Source organism: Microcoleus sp. Z1_B2 (assembly GCF_036700325.1).
GTDB lineage: Bacteria > Cyanobacteriota > Cyanobacteriia > Cyanobacteriales > Microcoleaceae > Microcoleus.
In genome coordinates this window covers 1-14,730 of sequence record NZ_JAUBOQ010000032.1, presented here as the reverse complement: position 1 = coordinate 14,730, position 14,730 = coordinate 1, and the positions used below count along the sequence as shown (strand labels likewise).

14 protein-coding genes are annotated in these 14,730 nt (G+C 46.3%); 10 read left to right on the top strand and 4 right to left on the bottom strand.

Features of this window, described 5'->3' with window-relative positions:
- The first annotated feature begins 32 nt into the window (after positions 1 to 32).
- The 7 genes from QT984_RS19145 (at position 33) to QT984_RS19115 (ending at position 6,335) form a co-directional block, all read left to right on the top strand.
- Entirely contained in the window at positions 33 to 239 is a 207-nt protein-coding gene (locus tag QT984_RS19145) for a hypothetical protein (protein ID WP_333260253.1), read from the top strand.
- 4 nt (positions 240 to 243) lie between these two features.
- Positions 244 to 447 carry a hypothetical protein gene (locus QT984_RS19140; RefSeq protein ID WP_333260250.1) on the top strand — a complete coding sequence of 68 codons (204 nt, stop codon included), beginning with the start codon at positions 244 to 246 and terminating at the stop codon, positions 445 to 447.
- Between the two features lie 138 nt (positions 448 to 585).
- Entirely contained in the window at positions 586 to 1,890 is a 1,305-nt protein-coding gene (locus QT984_RS19135; protein ID WP_333339915.1) for a metallopeptidase TldD-related protein, read from the top strand.
- Positions 1,891 to 2,103: 213 nt separating this feature from the next.
- Positions 2,104 to 2,928: a DUF3153 domain-containing protein gene (locus QT984_RS19130; RefSeq protein WP_333053436.1), complete on the top strand. Its 825-nt coding sequence runs from the start codon at positions 2,104 to 2,106 to the stop codon at positions 2,926 to 2,928.
- A 199-nt stretch (positions 2,929 to 3,127) separates the two neighbouring features.
- Positions 3,128 to 3,517, top strand: a complete 390-nt coding sequence (locus QT984_RS19125; RefSeq protein ID WP_333211675.1) for a LapA family protein — start codon at positions 3,128 to 3,130, stop codon at positions 3,515 to 3,517.
- Between the two features lie 87 nt (positions 3,518 to 3,604).
- Positions 3,605 to 4,420 carry a segregation/condensation protein A gene (locus QT984_RS19120; protein ID WP_333053434.1) on the top strand — a complete coding sequence of 272 codons (816 nt, stop codon included), beginning with the start codon at positions 3,605 to 3,607 and terminating at the stop codon, positions 4,418 to 4,420.
- Between the two features lie 751 nt (positions 4,421 to 5,171).
- Entirely contained in the window at positions 5,172 to 6,335 is a 1,164-nt protein-coding gene (locus QT984_RS19115) for an NDP-sugar synthase (RefSeq protein ID WP_333053433.1), read from the top strand.
- Positions 6,336 to 6,727: 392 nt separating this feature from the next.
- On the opposite strand, the gene speA is transcribed toward QT984_RS19115, so the two are convergent.
- From speA to QT984_RS19100, 3 genes are all read right to left on the bottom strand, one after another.
- Complete coding sequence (speA, locus tag QT984_RS19110; protein WP_333231378.1) at positions 6,728 to 8,737, bottom strand: biosynthetic arginine decarboxylase; 2,010 nt, start codon at positions 8,735 to 8,737, stop codon at positions 6,728 to 6,730.
- Between the two features lie 310 nt (positions 8,738 to 9,047).
- Positions 9,048 to 10,199 (bottom strand): helix-turn-helix domain-containing protein, encoded by a 1,152-nt coding sequence (locus QT984_RS19105; RefSeq protein ID WP_333053431.1) that lies wholly within the window; start codon positions 10,197 to 10,199, stop codon positions 9,048 to 9,050.
- Between the two features lie 155 nt (positions 10,200 to 10,354).
- Positions 10,355 to 10,945 (bottom strand): DUF3611 family protein, encoded by a 591-nt coding sequence (locus QT984_RS19100; RefSeq protein ID WP_333053430.1) that lies wholly within the window; start codon positions 10,943 to 10,945, stop codon positions 10,355 to 10,357.
- A 167-nt stretch (positions 10,946 to 11,112) separates the two neighbouring features.
- On the opposite strand from QT984_RS19100, the gene QT984_RS19095 reads away from it, so the two are divergent.
- The 3 genes from QT984_RS19095 to QT984_RS19085 all read left to right on the top strand — a co-directional run bounded on the left by QT984_RS19095 (position 11,113) and on the right by QT984_RS19085 (position 12,872).
- Positions 11,113 to 11,283: a hypothetical protein gene (locus tag QT984_RS19095; RefSeq protein WP_172186391.1), complete on the top strand. Its 171-nt coding sequence runs from the start codon at positions 11,113 to 11,115 to the stop codon at positions 11,281 to 11,283.
- A gap of 763 nt (positions 11,284 to 12,046) precedes the next feature.
- Positions 12,047 to 12,340 (top strand): hypothetical protein, encoded by a 294-nt coding sequence (locus QT984_RS19090; protein WP_333053429.1) that lies wholly within the window; start codon positions 12,047 to 12,049, stop codon positions 12,338 to 12,340.
- A 103-nt stretch (positions 12,341 to 12,443) separates the two neighbouring features.
- Positions 12,444 to 12,872 (top strand): heavy metal-responsive transcriptional regulator, encoded by a 429-nt coding sequence (locus QT984_RS19085; RefSeq protein WP_333053428.1) that lies wholly within the window; start codon positions 12,444 to 12,446, stop codon positions 12,870 to 12,872.
- Positions 12,873 to 13,316: 444 nt separating this feature from the next.
- Here the strand turns inward: QT984_RS19085 and QT984_RS19080 are convergent, their stop codons facing one another.
- Positions 13,317 to 14,240 carry a fused MFS/spermidine synthase gene (locus tag QT984_RS19080; protein WP_333374665.1) on the bottom strand — a complete coding sequence of 308 codons (924 nt, stop codon included), beginning with the start codon at positions 14,238 to 14,240 and terminating at the stop codon, positions 13,317 to 13,319.
- Positions 14,241 to 14,730 lie beyond the last annotated feature (490 nt).

The window sequence follows — 14,730 nt, the reverse complement described above, 5'->3', positions numbered from 1 at the left end:
AGAGCGCATTTGATGAAGGATGGGGGCAGTGTTTGGCAGAAATGATCGCCGTGCAGCGACTTAACAATGAACCGGAACAAACTATCTTTGGGATTGTTTCTAATGGGGCAATGTGGCAGTTTGGCAAGCTGAAATTAGAAATGTTTACTCAAAATAAAATTTTCTATACAATTCAGGACTTAGAGCGACTGTTTGCAGCAGTTAACTATGTTTTTAAACAGTGTGAATTACAATTATAGAGGAATGCTCTTCAGTTTTAGGCGCGGGTGTCGAGAAACCGGGTTTTTATGGAAATACTTCGCTGTAGCCGGCAGATTCACAAAAAACCCGGTTTCTAAGTTGAATTATTTACAGCAATCTTTGGAGATTTTACAGCATTTGCGATCGCCCGACGCGGAGACAGTGAGAGAAATTATTGCTATGGTTCAGCAGATGGCTGGGGATTGATGGATGCACTTCGACTAAAGAAACTGGGTTTTTCGCAGCTTTTCGGTGGTGTATCGATATTCTGGGAAAAAACCCGGTTTCTGGCAACACCCTAAATCGCTAAAATAAAGAAAAGACCAAACCAAAAAGGCGATTATTGTGAGCGATTCAACCATAGAACAGATATTAAAATTGGCATCTCAACGCGCGGATGCCGCTGAAGTATACTACCTGTCGAGTCAAGACACCCCCATCGAATTTGAAAACAATCGCCTCAAATCCCTGCAAACCAAAGCACTGCAAGGCGTAGCACTGCGGCTGATTTCGCACGGCAAAATCGGTTTTGCTAGTTCCACAGATTTAACGCGGATAGACGATTTAGTAGATGCAGCCATTCAAACAGCCGAAATCGGCGACCCCGCAGAATTTGAACTCGCCTCCGACTTCCACCTAAAAGGCCCGGAAACCACCTACACTCCGCCCACAACTCAAGAATTAGTCGAAAACGGCAAAAACCTGATCGAGCAAGTTCACGCCTACAATCCCGATATTATGGTAGATGTCGGCTTCCACGTCCGCAGCGGGCGCGTCAAAATTGCCACGACGCGAGACGTGTATGCCGAAAGAAGCAGCCAAATAGTCAGCGGGACGATCGCGGGAAATTTGGTAAAGGGAGAAGACTTTATGCAAGCATACAGTTACGATGTTGCGCGCGATCGTCCCCTGGATACCAACAGCATCCTCCAATCACTCCTCGAAAAATACCGCCTCGCCGAACATTCAGCCAGCATCACCAGCGGTTCCTACCCAGTATTATTTACCCCCAGAGCCGCCGCTAGCACCCTCGGTGGCCTCTTTGATACCATCCTTTCAGGCCAAGCAGTAGTTCAAAAAGCCTCTCCCCTAGCCGACAAAATCGGCGAAACCTTATTTGACGAACGCTTTACCTTTTTTGAAGACCCCACTTTAGGCCCTTCTGCTTGTCCCTTTGACGACGAAGGTACACCCACCACCCGCAAAGTCTTGATAGACAAAGGTACTGTCACCGGATTTTATTGGGATCGCAGGTGGGCCGCTCGCGCCGGTGTACAATCAACCGGCAACGGTTTTCGTGGCGGATTGTCTCGCCCCGGCCCTGATTTGACTAACTTTTGCATTTCCCCCGGAAATACCGCCACTCAAGACTTGATTGCTAGCATGGACGAAGGTCTAATAGTAGAACAGGTTTTAGGTGCCGGTCAGTCCAATCAGTTAGCTGGCGAATTTTCTGTCAATTTGGACTTAGGCTATAAAGTAGAAAAAGGCAAAATTGTGGGTCGCGTCAAGAATACAATGGTGGCAGGCAGCATTTTTGAAGCCTTTAAAAATTTGGCAGATTTAAGTAGCGAAGCCGAATGGGTAGGCGGTGCAGCCTATTTGCCAAGTATGCTGTTTCAACAGTTGGGTGTAGCTTCGAGGCAATAAGTTCAGTGCGTTTTTACTCGTTACCAGGCTCTGCCTGGTAATACAGATGATGAGGCTCTGCCTCGAATTTGGATGAAAGCTTGCGAGGCAAAGCGTCTGGACATGGGTTCCCAGGCAGAGCCTAGGAACCAGTTAAACAAACATAGAAACAGTGTCGGCAATTCAACGCTTTGCTAATTCATGCAAATAGGTAAAAATAGGGAAAAATATATAATGAAAGAGCAAAATGTCAAGGATGGAACTGGGAAGAAGAAAAAGCACTTTTTCTTTCTTTTACCTTTGGTTTTTTGCCTTTTAACTCTAGTGACTGGATGCGTTCAGTACGATGTCGGGGTCAACTTTGAGAGTCAAACTCGCGGCGAAATCGTGCAGCACATTAAACTAGGGGAAAGGTTGACGAGCTTCAGCAGCGAAACTGTTGCAGAATGGTTGAAAAGCGTAGAACGCCGGGTGAGGTTGCTGGACGGAAAAACTAAACGGGTTTCCCCCACAGAAGTTCTAGTGACGATTCCTTTCAATAATGGATCCGAGTTGCAAGACAAGTTCAACCAATTTTACAATCCGATCGCACCAACGACAAAATCTCTGGTTTCAAGTCGGCTAGAAACCGATTTGCCGAAGTTTGAATCTCACCTTAATGTCAAGCAGAATAATTTGTTATTGGTGCTGAGAAATCGGTTGAGTTTGGAATTGGATTTGCGCTCTCTTTCACTGCTTTCTTCTAATGGCAGTCTGCTGCTGAGTCCGGGGGGACTTTTGGAGCTAGACTTTAGCTTGAACACACCTTGGGGCGCCGAAAGTATTGAAACAGTCGCTGGTGCGCTGGTTCCCGAAAGCTATCAGCAAGGAAAACAGTTAGTTTGGAAGCTCAAACCCGGAGAAGTTAACTATTTGGAGGCGATATTCTGGATTCCCAGTCCCGTAGGAATTGGGGCGCTGATTATTGCCTTATTTGTGGCGGCGGGCATTGCTTTGAAATATCAAATATTGCCAGGGCTGGGAATCGGCAAGAAACCGCAAAACATCGGTCAAACCTAAAGAGGATATGTCCTAGAGGGGCGGCTTAACCAATCTCTTCAATCAACTCTCAGAGCTGCCATCAACCCGCCCCTCCCCGGATATTATGGTTAATTGACCCGATTAGATTTTATAAAAACACTGAGAATATATGCCTAAAAACAGTTGACAAATGGTAAATAATTTGCTTAACCTGAATTGAGAATTAGGAACAGAGAAAATGCGATCGCTAAATTTCTTCTTCATCTTTCTGATTTGCTTGGCTCTAGTATTATTCAGCATAGAAAATACACAGCCAGTCGTGATTCAAGTTATCGAAGGCGTCCAAGTTAAAGCTCCGCTGTGCGTAGAACTAATTGTAGCGATAGGATTAGGGGCAACACTAGCGTGGCTGTTCAGTCTGTGGTCGAGAATGCAGCGAACCCTCGCCTCGCGCCAACAACTCCGCCAAGTTCGCGAAAAAGAGCAGCGGATTCAGGAATTAGAACAAAATCTTGAACGCTATAAAGCCGAAGTAGAAGGCCAACAACCTTTGTTAGAAAGTGCAGAACCGATAAGTTTAGAAATAGCAGCCATTGAGGCCAAAGCTGCTGAAATGACCGCCAATTAATTTGATATGCTCTCTGGTTTTCTCCGAGGCAAAATCTAAAATCTAAAATCTAAAATCTAAAATCTAAAATCTAAAATCTAAAATCGAATGGCCGTTTCCCGAGACCAAGATGGTTTAGAAACGATTTCCGAGGGGATCGCAATTTTAATTGACCTCGCCGAACGGGGAGAAATTGATCCTTGGGACGTTAAGGTAATTGAAGTGTTCGATCGATGTCTGAGCAAGCTTACGAACGCCTGCGATACTGATCAGAGTAAGGATTTCTCCGATTTGTCCCACTCCGGCCAAGCGTTTTTGTACGCTTCAATGCTGGTTTTGCTCAAAGCAGAAAGTATCGTCCTCTCAGAACCCCCCGCGAATCCCGACGCCGACGAGCCTGCAGTAGAAGACGCAGAGCACTCAGGCGGGCGACACTTGCCGCAGCATTTAGAGCGGCAATTGCGCCGTCGCGGTGTAGCTCAACTACCGCAAAAACGACCGGTGACTCTCCCAGAACTGATTGAGCAGTTGCAGCTAATGAAAGCAGCAATGGAGCAGCAGACAGTTACCCCCCGGCGCCGCCCTACCTCAAAAATGCGATCGCAAGCGGCCCAGGCTATCTTTGAGCTAGCTCACCAAGAAAATCTCGTAGAAACTGCTAGTGAACTCGAACGGTTTCTGGCTCAGCGGGGCGCGGAAATTGACGAGGGTTGGCTGGACTTGGACAACTTGCTAGAGCTCTGGCATCATAAGGATTTGCACTCCTCTGTCAACCCAGAACACCCGGTATCCACTGGGGAAGTTCACTTGCCAAATCATGACCGCGTAGGTATTTTTTGGGCGTTGTTGCTACTATCGGCTCAGTCTAAAGTAGAGTTGCTTCAAGAGGAGTTTTATCAAGACCTCAAAATCCGCGCGCTTTGAGCTTAGAGGGTATTAGGTTCTCGGGCGAAACTAATAACTATGCCACTGCGTCGGTTAAAATTCCAGGGAGAATCTCGCTCTATGGCATTCTGTTGCTGAGTCCCGAATGCGGAGAGTGGCAGTGCGAAGTTCTTGGTGATTCCCTATTCCTGGTTTCTTAAATCTAGGTAAATTGGGGATAAATGATTGATAGCCTGGTACGATGTCGCCTATAAACTGGTCAGGATTTTGCTGTGATCGATCGATTCGACGATCGCCACCGCTAGCATCTAATTGTTCAGTTGATATCAGTTAACAGAGGGTTGAGGAAGTTAAGAGTCAGGAACTCAGGGCTAAAGCCACTGAGCTTGTAAGAAATTGCAAGCTGTTCTGACCAGACCCCTCGAAAGAGGAGACGTTATTTAGGTCACGACACCGGAGAATGCGACGCTAGTTTTCCGCTCTGTCATCTGCAATTAAACAGTTTTAAAGTCACTGAAACAGTGTTGCAGGTCTAACAAGCTTTTATAACCAGGTCGAAGCGAACATTACCCCGAAAGGGAGGCTCCATAAGAGCAAACATTATGCGTACAGAGTTGCAAGGTTTGAGGCGCTAACTGTCCTGCCGAAAGTGCATTACAAAAGTACACTCCTGTCGAGCAACTCCAAGGCGGTAATGGATACAGAAAGATTAAAGGCGGTTGAAACCGCCCGTGTCGTTTCCCTCTCAGGTCTTTCATACCCTGAGTTTCCCACTTACCGAGTTTTTCTTATGAAAGCGATGATTCTGGCGGCCGGTAAAGGCACTCGCGTCCGTCCTATTACTCAGACAATACCCAAACCGATGATTCCCATCCTGCAAAAGCCAGTGATGGAGTTTTTGGTTGAATTGCTCCGCCAGCACGGATTTGACCAGATTATGGTCAATGTTTCCCACCTGGCCGACGTGATTGAAAACTACTTTCGCGACGGTCAAAAGTTTGGGGTACAAATTGCCTATTCTTTTGAAGGGCGAATTGAGGAGGGAGAACTGATTGGAGAGGCTCTCGGTTCTGCTGGTGGCATGAAACGAATTCAGGATTTCTCGCCGTTTTTTGACGATACTTTTGTGGTGCTGTGCGGCGACGCTTTGATTGACTTGGACTTGACTGCTGCTGTGAAGTGGCACCGGGAAAAAGGGGCGATCGCTACTATTGTTATGAAATCGGTTCCCCGCGAGGAGGTTCCCAGTTACGGAGTGGTGGTAACAGACGAGTCTGGCAAAATTAAAGATTTCCAAGAAAAACCTTCTGTAGAGGAAGCTCTGAGTACCGACATTAACACTGGTATTTATATTTTTGAACCGGAAATATTCAAATACATCCCTTCGGGCCAGGAATACGATATCGGTTCGCAGTTATTTCCCAAGCTAGTAGCAGAAGGCGCGCCTTTTTACGGAATTAGCATGGACTTTGAGTGGGTGGATATCGGCAAAGTTCCTGACTATTGGCGGGCAATTCAGAGCGTGCTGCTGGGACAAGTTAAAAATGTTTCGATTCCGGGAATTGAAGTGCGCCCCGGCATTTACGCTGGTTTGAATGTAGCTGTTAACTGGGATAAAGTTGATATTACTGGGCCTGTTTACATAGGGGGGATGACGATCATTGAGGATGGAGCAAAAATTGTCGGCCCGACAATGATTGGCCCAAATTGTTGGCTTTGCAGTGGCGCCACTGTGGAAAACAGCGTGATTTTTGAGTATTCCCGTTTGGGCCCGGAGGTGCGGTTGGTTGACAAACTGGTGTTCGGGCGCTACTGCGTTGATAAAACCGGGGCTGCGATCGATTTGCAAGCGGCGGCTCTCGATTGGCTGATTACTGACGCTCGCCAAGTTTTACCCACTCAACACGGAGAAGAGCGGCGCGCGATATCTGAAATTCTCGGTAATGGTGGATAATTGCTAATTGCTAATTGCTAATTGCTAATTGCTCAAGGTAAGGTGCGCCTAGCGCACCCTACTTTTACATTTACGATCTCAGCTTTCAATTCTGGTTATGTGCTTAGGTTGCACCTCACCTCTTCCACCATTCTCGCTTAACAGGCTTTCCGGCCTGTTCCACAAGAAAATCTACTGTTTGTGGAACAGGCCGGAAAGCCTGTTCATAAAAGGCTTCTTGACAGTGGTGCAACATCTCAGTTGCACCCTACATCTTGCACCATTCTCAATTAGCCCTAGGGGCGGGTTCGCCAACAGCCTTAAAGCTTGCAAATAGGTTCTATAAACCCGCCCGATCCCACGAAAAATCCTCTTATTGATATTGCTGCAAGATGTCAGTTGCACCCTACATTTTAAGACTGAAGATAAGTATATTGGCTGAGACTCCGCTCATAATTTTGCAGCAAAAGTTGGGCCTCGGAAAGAGTAATTTTATTTTGCTGCAAAGCTGCTTCTGTCTGACGGCGGATGCTTTCCACCAAATTTTCTGAATCGTACTGTACGTAGCTAAGGACTTCTTTCATAGTGTCTCCTTTCACAACGTGTTCGATATGATAGCCAGAAGGTGTTAGCTGAATATGAACTGCATTAGCATCGCCGAATAAGTTGTGAAGGTTGCCCATAATTTCTTGATAAGCACCTCCCAAAAAGAGCGCCAAATAGTAAGGTTCTCCAGGTTTGAGAGTATGCAGTTCCAAAACCGACTTCACATCTCGCAAATCGATGAATTGGTCGATTTTGCCGTCGCTGTCGCAGGTAAGATCGGCTAAAATACCGCGTTGAGTTGGTTCTTCGTCGAGTCGGTTAATTGGCATAATTGGGAACAATTGGTTAATTGCCCAACTGTCCGGTACTGACTGGAAAACAGATAAGTTGATGTAATAAATGGACGCCATCACCTTTTCTAAGTCTTCCAAATCGTCAGATACGTATTCATTTTGCCGCGCGATCGCCTGTATTTTATCGCAGCAAGCCCAGTACAACTGTTCGGTTTTCGCCCGTTCCGCAATTCCCAAATAGCCTAAGTTAAATAAACTGACTGCTTCTTCCTTGAATTGGATAGCATCGTGATAAACTTCTTGGTAATTTTCGGGACTGATAGATTGGTAAATTTCGTAGAGATTGCGCGGAATTTGGTGCGCGTTTTCGTCTACTGGTTCGGGTACTTCTCTGGGGACATCGCTAGTACCGAGTACGTCAAAAACTAACACTGATTGGTGAGAAGCGATCGCCCGCCCGCTTTCGCTAATGATAATTGGAACCGGGATTTTCCGCTCGTCGCAGGCATCTTTCACTCCCGCTACTACGTCGTTAGCGTAGTTTTGCATATTGTAGTTTTTGGAAGCGTGGAAGTTTGTTTTAGACCCGTCGTAGTCAACGCCGAGGCCACCGCCTACGTCCAAGTAGTTCATATTAGCTCCCAATTTAGCTAATTCTACATAAATGTGGCTGGCTTCTCGAATGGCGTCTTTGATAACGCTAATTGAGGAAATTTGAGAGCCGATGTGGAAGTGCAGTAACTGCAAACAACCGAGCATTCCCGCTTTTTCTAGTTCGCCGACTGCACGCATAATTTCAGGAATTGTCAAGCCAAATTTTGCCCGATCGCCCGTGGAACCTCCCCAGCGGCCAACCCCTTTGGTAGTGAGTTTTGCTCGCACTCCCAAAATCGGTTTAATGCCTAATGCAATGCTTGCGGCGATTGCGAGTTCTACTTCCTCTATTTGCTCCAGCACAATTACGGAAGTTTGCCCTAGTCGCTGCGCCAAAATAGCAGTTTCGATGTATTCGCGGTCTTTGTAACCGTTACAAATTAATAAAGCGCCTGGGTTTTTTAAGGTCGCCAAAGCTATCATTAATTCCGGTTTAGATCCGGCTTCGAGCCCGAAGTGATGGGGTTGACCGAAACGCACCAAATCTTCAATTAATTGTCGGTGCTGGTTGCATTTAACTGGAAAGACACCGCGATAGACATTTTTGTAGTTGTACCGAGCGATCGCTCTGGCAAAACACGAATTTAAGCGCTCGATCCGGTCTTCCAAAATATCAGAAAATCGAATCAGCAGGGGCAAAGCCAAATTTCGCTGTTTTAGGGATTCTACCAGTTCGCACAAGTCCAGGGAACCGCCGCGATCGCCCTTGGGAGACACTGTAACGTGACCGGCTGCATTGATCGAAAAATACGGTTCGCCCCAACCTTGAATTCGGTAGAGTTTCTCACTATCTTCTATTGTCCAAGATGCTTGTGGCAGTTGAGCCGCCGTTACCAAAGCAGTGTCTGGTGCCACCGAACTCGTGACTGTTGGCGAGTGAGTCGATAGCGGATCGAGATCGGAGAAAGCAGCGGTAGCTGGGGAACTCATCTTATCAGAAACCTCTTTGAGGAGTGGTCAAATAGATAGTTTATCGCACATATCGGGTTTCCTGATGTAGTTGAAAAATCACTTTGGGTACACGGGCTGGCGATTTTAGATTTTAGATTTTAGATTTTAGATTTTAGAATTGAGTCTACAGATAGATGAAAAGCGGGGATTGAACTACAATCTCAACCGTATTTGCTTTGCGGGACTTATTTCTTCAAACAAATATCCCTATGCAGGTGAACTCGGAAACCGGGTTTCCGAGTTCACCTGCGCCAAGAGAGTTGTCGGACGATCGCTCGCCCGACACACACTAACCAAAAATCACCTCCGGCGGCGCCATGTCAGCGCCCATAATCATTCCCCCGGTCTTAGACTTCTTCAAGCCCGGTTGAGGTGCTTTTTCTGGGGTCTTCTGAGCCGGTGCAACTGAGGCTGGCGGTGTCACCTGCGGTTGAGGTACTGCCTGTGCTCCTGGCACCACGGGTTGCTGCGACAGCCAACCCAAACCCCCTACAGCCCCAGCCATCAAAGCGGTGTAGCCGATGTACAAATGCACCGGACGCATTTGAAAGCCTTCGCCTGAGTCGGAATCGGAAACAGACACATACATACTGGGAATTGGAGTCGGAGCGGGTTTGGGCAAAGCATTCGCCATAGCGCTGCCGTCTAGTCCCAAGGCGTCGCCTAGTCTGCGGATAAAACCTCTAACGTAAATATCTTGGGGCAGTTTGTCGATTTCCCCATTTTCGATCGATTCGATGTGGTGCAGCGGCACGAGAGTTTGACTGTGGAGTTGGAGCAGGGATAGGGAGCGAATTTGCCGTCCCTTACGCAATTCTTTACCCAACTCCCGCAGGCATTCTTCTCGCTGTTGAACGGCTAAAGCTGCTTCTTCTTCCTTGGTGAGTTTTTTCGGCTTTTTGGGAAAACCGAACCCTGGAAAGAATTTTCCGGGGACGGTGACAGTTGCAGGTAGAGCCGACTCGACTTTAATTTCGTCTTGGGGCGCTTGTTTGCTGTCTTCAGAAGTGTTAGTTTCTCGATCGGAATTTTCTTCTGTGTCGGACTCGGTTTGGGGGGGCGCTTCCACAGTAGCGCTGCGCCAATAGAAGACAGGAGCAGTTACTGGTGGCTCCAATTCTTGAATTTCTGTCACCGTCTCAATAGCGGGACTTACAGCAGTAACACTCTCTTGGGCTACTTGCGCTTCAATTTTGTTCTGTTTGGGAAATCGATCGAATGCGAGCTTGACGGCTTCTCTGCTAACTGCTCTAATTAAAATTTCGGCAGCGGAGGCTGCTTCGCCCAACATTGTTTGCAGGCTAGCTAGAGCGTGGCTATAGGTGTCGCTACAGAGGAGTTCAGCTTCTATTTGACCTAGAACAGAACGAAAACTTTCTTGAGAAATTTCAATAGTTGGGTGATCTGTCACCCCAAAATAAGCCTCGGGTTTCAGTGCCATGATATTCATGTTGTCTTGGTAGAAGGTATCTGAGTACGTTCTTCGACAGGTTGGCAGTGATTCCGGATGTCGGTTGGGGGAGAGTGGGAGAGTGGGGCATCGGGCATCGGGCATCGGGCATTGGGCATCGGGCATCGGTTGCCCCTCCCCAATAACTATTGTTTGTGGATGCGATCGAGCAACCAAAGAGCCCCGAAAATCCCGACAAAATGGGCAACTGTGGCGTGAGTATTGGCGAGTACCACAAATATATCTAGAGGCTGAATAAATCGACCCACATCAACTGCGGCACCGAACAAGGCTTGCGGCTGAGCTAGAGATTTCGCTAAAAGCGTGCCGCTGATGGCTTCTGCGCCGATCAGCGTCAGGATCATTCCTGACAAGTTGCTCATCAGTGCCAGCCGCACCTCTTTGATGGTGTCTGCTTTTTTGGGGCGCGCTGCGTTACCGGGCGATCGCAGTTGTCTCGACAAACGGGTGAAGCGGAAAGAGCGATATACGCTGTAAGCGAGTACGGCTAGCCCGCAAATGGCAAAAAAAACGCCCCCGCCGGTGCCGGCACTGGTTGAACGCCCAGCGACGGTAGTGCTGGGGAGGGCGAAGGGGATGGCAAAGAGCAAAATGATCCCCGCTACAACCGCTAGCACTAACTGTACCCAGAAGCAAACCCAGCCTGTTGTACGAAGGGCAAAGGCTACTCGCTGTACGGCGACAGGAAGCTTATCGTTATCTAACTGATTAGTCATATTTTGAGCGGGTATAATTAATTGGCATTAGTTGGCAGCAGTTTTTTCTCTTCGGGGACGGTTGACGGCGGTTAACCCTCTTTATAATAGAAGTAGCAATGTTTAAGATTTGTAACTAACATTGGATTTCACATTTGAATAGCGTCGATCGCCAGGTATCCAAAGCAATGACACAACTACAACCCACCGTCACTCCCAAACTGGAACAGCCAAAGTTTGGCTTCAACAGCTACGCGGAACGCCTTAACGGTCGAGCCGCGATGATCGGTTTTTCTCTAACTTTAATTATCGAGTATGTCACAGGCCAGGGCTTGCTGTCCTGGTTAGGTCTCAACTAATTTTAGCAATGGCGCGGTCAGCCTTACACTTTGTCTTGACTCGAACGGCAGCGGGTGTGGCTTCTGCTGACCGCGACAAATTCGGGAATTGATTAAAATATTAATTAGAAAGAAGCCCAGCGACTTCTCTGCCGAGAGAGTTCTGTTCCCGAATGCAATAGCTGGCTTTTGGAGGTATATATGGGGTGGAATTTTGATTTGACAAGCTTGGCAATTTTGCCTCGCTCCCGTACAATTCCCCACAGGCGAGAAGATTAATTTAGGTGAAGCTAGTCTTTGAGCTAGAAATCCCGATCGTTCCGCCAACTCTAAGTTTTAGAGATGGCTCTAATCGCTTAATGCTTTATTAAACTTGCCATCAAGCGAATTATGGCGACCATATTGACAGGCGCTCCGTTTTATGTAACATTCTCAGGATAATGCCGAAAACCAAGGCAAAAATTTTCTGGTTTGTAAACCACGGTCGATTTAAGACTGACCAGCCTATAACAAGGTCGAACGGGATACCACGATTCGTTAAATGGGTTGAAAATAATGGTTCAACAATGGCTAAAAGCTTCAAAAAGAATAGTTGTACTGACTAAAAAAATAGGGTGGGCTACACCCGAATTTACGCCTGTGGACAAGTAGGAGCCGACTCCCTTGGCAGAAGCAGGAATCAGACCCTCTAGAAAATACTTCTAGTTGAATGGTGAAACTGAGATAAGTTTAGCCAAGTTTTGTATAGCAGCTTGTAAATAAATATAGAACAGAGTAAAACCAAATGAATGCTTCATGGACGCGACTTTTGAGGTCAGCTTACCGTAAAGAGCCAATTACCAGCTTTGTTGTGACAGTGGGCGTTGTCGATGCAGCCATCGGCAGCATGGGTGCGAGTGGCTCTTTATTGGCTTTTGGGCTTGGCACCGCTGGGGTGGCGATGGCTCTCCGCTGGTGGCAATTTTACCGCTCTGCAGCCGAACAAACCGCACCTGCTCCCGAATACTATCTTCCTCCTCAGTCTTCTAGACCTCAGTTACCGGTGCTTAATGTGTCTAAAAAAAATCCTCCTTATTAAGATTACTGGGCAATGCTGACTGGGCGATGTGCCGATCGACTCCCTGGATCTGAGGCACCAAAAGATAGGGCAAGAAAGTCTTTCGATCTTGGATGCTTGGTTTATGAATATTTCTGTTGCCGAGAAACTGTACAAAATTGGCTCTGTAGCTGCCTGTAGCGGTTTGTCGGTCAAAACTGTTCGTTACTATGAGGAGATGGGCTTGCTGTCTCCTGCGGTGGAGCGATCGCCCGCGGGCTATCGCTTGTTTGGCGAAACCGTATTCAACAGGTTGGCGTTTATTAAACGATCTCAGACTCTGGGTTTGAGCCTTCAGGAAATTAAGGATATTTTAGAGGTTCGCGATCGGGGAGAGTTGCCTTGTTCTGAAGCGAAGCAGCATCTAACGGCTAAAGTAGAGGAAATTTCCGTGCAAATTGCAGCCTTAGAAACTTTGAAGAGGGAGTTGCAAGGCATTCTCAAGTGCTGGCAAGAGCAACCCTCGCAGGCGAGCATTACTAGCACGATTTGTCCGAACATTCAGCGGGATTGAGCAGCGGAAAGATACAAAAAAAGGGAAGGAATTATGGGTTTCCTTCCCTTGATGGTTTTGTTGGTGGTTTTGTGGGTGATTTTGTCGATCGTGTTGAGCTTTTAACTGTTTTCGCAGAGTTTGCTGTTGCTTTTTGAGTTGCCGAGCCCTGGCTGAGCCGCCTTTACCTTTGGAGTTTCTACCCTCGCTGCGAGGAGACTCCCAACTTTTTAGTCTCATGTTTTTCATTTTTTGCACTACTTCTATAATACACCGCCAGATTTTCACTGTCAAGTATTTTTTAGAGCGAAGTTTCGTAGTATCAACTGTTGAGTGATTGGGATTTGCTAAAGGCATAGCGATGGTGCGCCCCTAAACACTCTACAGCCCGATCGTGCCCCCATAAGCACCCTACAATTAGAGTTTTTTGTGGATTCCCTTAACAGCCCTAATTGTGTATATTTATCAGTCCAAATATCCGGCGGGTATTTCAGCATCTGTAAAAATTGGCAGCGTTTCCCAAATTTTCACCCATTCCGGAAATTGGGCTACTTTTTTTAGCTGGAGCGACATTTCTATTAAGGAAAATCCTAAATTGTGGAAATCTTGAATAAGTTCGGCTTTCAAGAAAATTTCATTTTTAGCTAAATCGGGAGCATTAGTCGCAATGACAACGCTGTTGCCGGTTTCTAAATTGCATATATAAACTTGTGCGAACACAGTTTGAATCGTTTTCACCGCTGCCGCATTAAACTCTTGTTTGTGGAACAGGTGGACAACTAGAACACCTGCGCTTGACAAGCGAGTTTTGCACAGTTTGTAAAATTCTTGTGTCACCAATTTATAGGGCATATAGCCGCTGCCAAAACCAGCATCCACGATAATTATATCGTTTTTTACTGTGGAATCTTGTTGGGCTAGATATTCGCGCCCGTCTTGAATGACTACTTTGAGTCTGTCGTCGAATTGAATGCCAAAAAATTTTTGAGCTACTTCGACTATTTTTTGGTCAATATCTGTACATTCGACTATCGCGTTAGGGAAATAGTGGTGGAAAATTCTGGGGAGGGTGCCGCCACCAAATCCGATTACATAGATTTTTTTTGGGTTAGTTTTCCAGACTAATGCTAGCAGCACGGATCGGGAATAGGGAAAAATTAAATTTAGTGGATTGTTGAGGTCTAGGATAGATTGAGCTACATTTGTGATTAAGGTTTCTCTGTCTGCTAAGAGCAGTAGTAGCACTGAGTTTATTTTTTTTACGGCGATGCAGTTGTCGCCGGAGTTTTGTTGAAATAGGAAGCCATCTGGCTGTTGCTGAAGCCAAGTGATTTGTTGGTTAATAGCTGCTAAGTTGCTGGTTTGTCGATCGCCTTTATAATCAGTCATACGATTTTAGATTTTAGATTTTAGATTTTAGATTCAGGGTAAACGAATCTTAACTTTAACCCAAAATATGCTACAGTTAGATCCGACTAATTTTTTATGTACTTTATTGTAGTTCAAGATTGTGATCGAGGGCAAGAGGTTTTAGTAAAGCTGTAACTTGGCAACAAAAACAAACAAACAAATAAATTCATTGCCAAAAGTGTATATTTTAAATACCATTTTTTTTTTAGTTTTTCCACATTGAACGACCTAAGAATAGAAAAAAGTAAAGAAGATTTGCTCAAAGATATTAGATCGATCGCGATTCTAGCTATCCAGACGCGGTGCCGACGGATGGGTGGCAAGAACAGCCTATGGTAACGCCAAATATGAATGGTTCAAAAGCTTTCTATAATTACCGGTATACCATCTCATGACCAAGAATTTCTTGATGGTACCCGCCACGTGATTTATCCGTGGAATCAATCCAAAATCTAAAATCTAAAATCCT

What these genes read in the sequence shown, in the direction of transcription:
- QT984_RS19085 (WP_333053428.1), top strand. Translation starts at nt 12,444, where the DNA reads ATGAATATTTCTGTTGCCGAGAAACTGTACAAAATTGGCTCTGTAGCT.
- QT984_RS19090 (WP_333053429.1), top strand. Translation starts at nt 12,047, where the DNA reads ATGAATGCTTCATGGACGCGACTTTTGAGGTCAGCTTACCGTAAAGAG.
- QT984_RS19125 (WP_333211675.1), top strand. Translation starts at nt 3,128, where the DNA reads ATGCGATCGCTAAATTTCTTCTTCATCTTTCTGATTTGCTTGGCTCTA.
- QT984_RS19130 (WP_333053436.1), top strand. Translation starts at nt 2,104, where the DNA reads ATGAAAGAGCAAAATGTCAAGGATGGAACTGGGAAGAAGAAAAAGCAC.
- QT984_RS19100 (WP_333053430.1), bottom strand. Translation starts at nt 10,945, where the DNA reads ATGACTAATCAGTTAGATAACGATAAGCTTCCTGTCGCCGTACAGCGA.
- QT984_RS19095 (WP_172186391.1), top strand. Translation starts at nt 11,113, where the DNA reads ATGACACAACTACAACCCACCGTCACTCCCAAACTGGAACAGCCAAAG.
- QT984_RS19115 (WP_333053433.1), top strand. Translation starts at nt 5,172, where the DNA reads ATGAAAGCGATGATTCTGGCGGCCGGTAAAGGCACTCGCGTCCGTCCT.
- QT984_RS19120 (WP_333053434.1), top strand. Translation starts at nt 3,605, where the DNA reads ATGGCCGTTTCCCGAGACCAAGATGGTTTAGAAACGATTTCCGAGGGG.
- speA (WP_333231378.1), bottom strand. Translation starts at nt 8,737, where the DNA reads ATGAGTTCCCCAGCTACCGCTGCTTTCTCCGATCTCGATCCGCTATCG.
- QT984_RS19105 (WP_333053431.1), bottom strand. Translation starts at nt 10,199, where the DNA reads ATGGCACTGAAACCCGAGGCTTATTTTGGGGTGACAGATCACCCAACT.
- QT984_RS19140 (WP_333260250.1), top strand. Translation starts at nt 244, where the DNA reads ATGCTCTTCAGTTTTAGGCGCGGGTGTCGAGAAACCGGGTTTTTATGG.
- QT984_RS19080 (WP_333374665.1), bottom strand. Translation starts at nt 14,240, where the DNA reads ATGACTGATTATAAAGGCGATCGACAAACCAGCAACTTAGCAGCTATT.